The sequence below is a fragment of the Phenylobacterium sp. genome (genome assembly GCF_031412415.1).
Classification (GTDB): Bacteria; Pseudomonadota; Alphaproteobacteria; order Caulobacterales; family Caulobacteraceae; genus Phenylobacterium.
In genome coordinates this window covers 1-3,166 of the sequence record NZ_JANOCX010000093.1, presented here as the reverse complement: position 1 = coordinate 3,166, position 3,166 = coordinate 1, and the positions used below count along the sequence as shown (strand labels likewise).

General features: G+C 68.2%; 4 protein-coding genes. 1 reads left to right on the top strand and 3 read right to left on the bottom strand.

What is annotated here, in order from left to right; translation table 11 throughout:
• A partial coding sequence (locus RMO04_RS04900; RefSeq protein WP_309643675.1) for a hypothetical protein occupies positions 1-289 on the bottom strand: 289 nt, incomplete at its 3' end.
• 194 nt (positions 290-483) lie between these two features.
• On the opposite strand from RMO04_RS04900, the gene RMO04_RS04895 reads away from it, so the two are divergent.
• Positions 484-1,029, top strand: coding sequence for a PAS domain-containing protein (locus tag RMO04_RS04895; protein WP_309643674.1), 546 nt, complete (start codon positions 484-486; stop codon positions 1,027-1,029).
• On the opposite strand, the gene RMO04_RS04890 is transcribed toward RMO04_RS04895, so the two are convergent.
• Both RMO04_RS04890 and RMO04_RS04885 read right to left on the bottom strand, forming a co-directional pair.
• The gene (locus RMO04_RS04890; RefSeq protein WP_309643673.1) at positions 1,026-1,988 is read right to left on the bottom strand and encodes an aldo/keto reductase; all 963 of its coding nucleotides are present in this window, start codon (positions 1,986-1,988) and stop codon (positions 1,026-1,028) included. The genes RMO04_RS04895 and RMO04_RS04890 overlap by 4 nt on opposite strands.
• Before the next feature lie 11 nt (positions 1,989-1,999).
• Positions 2,000-3,166: GMC oxidoreductase (locus tag RMO04_RS04885; protein WP_309643672.1), on the bottom strand; the 1,167-nt coding region annotated here is incomplete at its 5' end.

The following is a 3,166-nucleotide window of genomic DNA, read 5'->3' as shown; positions in this document are numbered from 1 at the left end:
CGGCGCGCGAGCTGGCGTTGGCGATCGCCACGCTGACATTGGAGACATGGACGTTGATATTGGGCGTGCGCGGCGTGTCGCAGCACGGGGTGACAGGCGGCGGGGCCGGCGGCGTCACGCAACAGGGCGGCGCGGGCGGCGGCGTGCAGCACGGCGGCGGGGCCGGCGGCTGGCAGCATGGCGGCGGCGGGGCGCAGCACTGCGCCAGCGCGGTTTCAGGAGCGGCGCTCGTCAGCATCAGGAGGCCGAATCCGAGCAGGAAGCCCAGCAGGGTCGTACGCGTCTTCATGGACGGCCCCTCCAAAGGCCCGCCGGAATCCCATCGTTGAGGCGATTAGATCAGGCGCGGCTTAAGAATCTCTGAGCCTGTCAACCATGCCTCGCTGGCGGCGCCATGGGTCTCGATCCGGGACAGGGACCGCCTTGGCGCCGAACTTCCTGCAAGCCTCATGCGGCGCCCCCGACCGCAGATGGAGGCGCGTGATGTTTCATTCCAACACGCAGCAGATGATCGACTACTGGCGCGGACAGGGCGGCTATCGCGGCCTGCCGACCCGCGCCCAGATCGATCCCGCCGCCTTCCCCAAGCTTCTGCCGCAGGTGTTCATCCTCGGCCGCGCCGGAACGGGGCTCTATCCTGTGCGCCTGGCCGGCGGTTTCGTGGCCGACTTGCACAAGCGCAACCTGCGCGGCGTCAACGCCCTGTCGCTGTTCTCGGAACGCAACCGCTTCACCCTGCACACGGCGCTGGAGACCGCGCGCCGGCGCCCCGAGCCCGTGGTCGCCACGGTCGAGGCCTTCTCCGAGGACGCCAGTCTGCCCATGGAGGTGCTGTTCGCGCCCCTGGCCGGCTCCGACGGGTCTCCGGAACGCTTCCTGGGTCTCTATCAGCCCTTGTCGCTGGTCGCCCGCCTGCAAGGTGCGCCGATCCGCGAGATCGTCGCCCACAGCGTTCGCGGCGTCGGTCCGGCCAATGAAGAGACCCCCCGCCTGCGCCTGGTGACCTTCGAAGGCCGCCGGGTGGCCTAGGCGACCTGCGTCGCCGGCGCCGAGGCCGCGTCCAGTGCGGCCAGGTCTGCGGCGTCCAGCTTCAGCCGCGCCGATCCCATCAGCTCGTCTAACTGCGCCACGCTGGTCGCCGAGGCGATCGGCCCCGTCAGGCCCGGCTGGGCCATGACCCAGGCCAAGGCCACCTGGGCCGGCGTGGCGCCCTTCCCGGCCGACACCTTGTCCAGCGCGCCCAGGATGCTCATTCCGCGCGCGTCCATGTAGCGCTTCGCGCCGCGCCCCCGCGGGCTCTTGGCCAGGTCTTCCTCGCTGCGGTACTTCCCGGTCAGGAAGCCCGAGGCCAGGCCGTAATAGGGGATGACCCCCACATCATTGTCGATGCAGACCTGTTGCAGGCCGCTTTCGAACCCAGCGCGGTCATAGAGGTTGAACAGGGGCTGCTCGCTCTGATAGCGCGCCACCCCCTTCTTCTCGCTGATGTCCAACGCCGACTTCAGTCGGGCCGGTTCGAAGTTGGACGAGCCGATGGCTCTCACCTTGCCGGCCTTGACCAACCGCTCATAGGCCTCGGCGGTCTCCTCCTGCGGCGTGTCGGGATCGTCGCGGTGGCTCTGGTAGAGGTCGATGACGTCGGTCTGCAGGCGCTGGAGCGACGCCTCCACGGCCTCGACCATGTACTTGGCCGACAGCCCCTTCATCCCCTCGCCCATTTCCGAGCCGAGCTTGGTGGCCAGAACCACCTTGTCGCGCTTGCCGCTGGCCTTGAACCAGGCGCCCAGCACCTTTTCCGAGGCCCCGCCGCCGGCCGGCGCCCAGCGCGAGTAGACGTCGGCGGTGTCGACCATGTTGAAGCCGCCGTCCACGAAGGCGTCGAGGATGGCGAACGAGGTCTTCTCATCGGCCGTCCAGCCGAACACGTTGCCGCCCAGCACCAGAGGCGCGACCTTCAGCTCCGACTTGCCCAGTCTGCGCAGTTCCATGGCGGTATCTCCTAAGCGGCCTTCTGGCCATCCTCGTACACAGGGGCGTCATCGGCCGGCAGGGCGGCCTTGCCGCGGATCATGTCGGCGGCCTTCTCGGCGATCATGATGGTAGGGGCGTTGGTGTTGCCGCCCACCAGGGTCGGCATGACCGAGGCGTCGATCACCCGCAGCCCCTCGATCCCGCGCACCTTCAGTTCGGCGTCGACCACCGCCATGTCGTCGGTTCCCATCTTACAGGTGCCGACCGGGTGGTAGATGGTCTCGGCGCTCTTGCGGATCCAGGCGTCGATCTGCTCGTCGGTCTGGATGTCCTTGCCCGGGAACAGCTCCTCGCTGCGATAGGCGTTGAGGGCCGACTGGGCGGCCACCTTGCGCATCATCTTGACCCCTTCGCGCAGGGCGCGGCGGTCCTCGTCGGTGGCCAGGTAGTTGGCGAAGATCGCCGGATCGGCGAACGGATCGGCCGAGTTCAGGCCCACCCGGCCCCGGCTCTCGGGGCGAAGCTGGCAGACATGGAAGGTGAAGCCGTCCTTGGCCACCTGCACCTTGCCGTGCTCCTGCATCACCGCCAGCACCGTGTGAATCTGCAGGTCGGGGCGGTCGAGATCGGGCCGCGACTTCAGGAAGGCGCCGGACTCCAGGAACTGCTGGCGGCCCAGACCCTTGCCGAAGAAGGCGTAGTTCATCCCGATCAGCAGGGTCTTCACCAGCCCCTTGCGCAGGGAGAAGGCGGTGATCGGCTGGGGGCACTCCCAGGACATGGTGACGTCCAGATGGTCCTGCAGGTTCGCGCCGACGCCCTTCAGGGCGTGAACCACCGCGATGCCGTGCTTGGACAGTTCCTCGGGATCGCCGATCCCCGAAAGCTGCAGGATGTGCGGCGACTGCACCGCGCCGGCCGACAGCAGAACTTCCTTGTCGGCGTGGACCACGGTCTTGGCCTTGGTCTTGTCGTCGACATATTCGACTCCGACCGCGCGGCCGTTCTCGATGACGATCTTCGTCGTTCGCGCGCCCGTCAGGCAGGTCAGGTTCGGCCGGTTCATGACGGGATGCAGATAGGCGCGCGCGGCGCTCCAGCGCTGGCCGTCGTGGATCGTCATCTGATACGGGCCCCAACCTTCCTGCTGGAAGCCGTTGAAATCGCTGGTGACCGCGTGGCCGGCCTGGCGCCC